Below are 318 nucleotides of genomic sequence, written 5' to 3'. Positions count from 1 at the left end.
GATGTACTGACCGAAGTGTCCAATGAAGAAGAAGCGATTCGCGCAGGGCGCCTTGGCGCTAAGATCATCGGTATCAATAACCGTAACCTGCGTGACTTAAGTACGGATCTGGCCACCACGGAAACTCTGACTCCATTGCTTCCCGAAGATGCACTGATCATCTCCGAGTCGGGTATTTATACCCACCAGGATGTATTGCGTTTAGCGCCACTGGCCGACGGTTTTCTGGTTGGCAGTTCAATAATGGCGCAACAAGACTTAACGACGGCCGTACAGCAACTGTTGTTTGGCAAAGTTAAAGTCTGCGGCTTAACCAGC

Annotated in this window: 1 pseudogene; it reads left to right on the top strand. The window is 50.6% G+C overall.

Annotation, left to right across the window (positions count from 1 at the left end):
- A pseudogene (locus tag J0A66_RS22490) lies at positions 1-318 on the top strand (bifunctional indole-3-glycerol-phosphate synthase TrpC/phosphoribosylanthranilate isomerase TrpF); the annotation flags it as partial.

The organism is Bowmanella dokdonensis (assembly GCF_017254865.1).
GTDB classification, from domain to species: Bacteria; Pseudomonadota; Gammaproteobacteria; order Enterobacterales; family Alteromonadaceae; genus Bowmanella; species Bowmanella dokdonensis.
The sequence above is the reverse complement of the archived record's forward strand: the minus strand, read 5'-3'. Positions and strand labels throughout refer to the sequence as shown.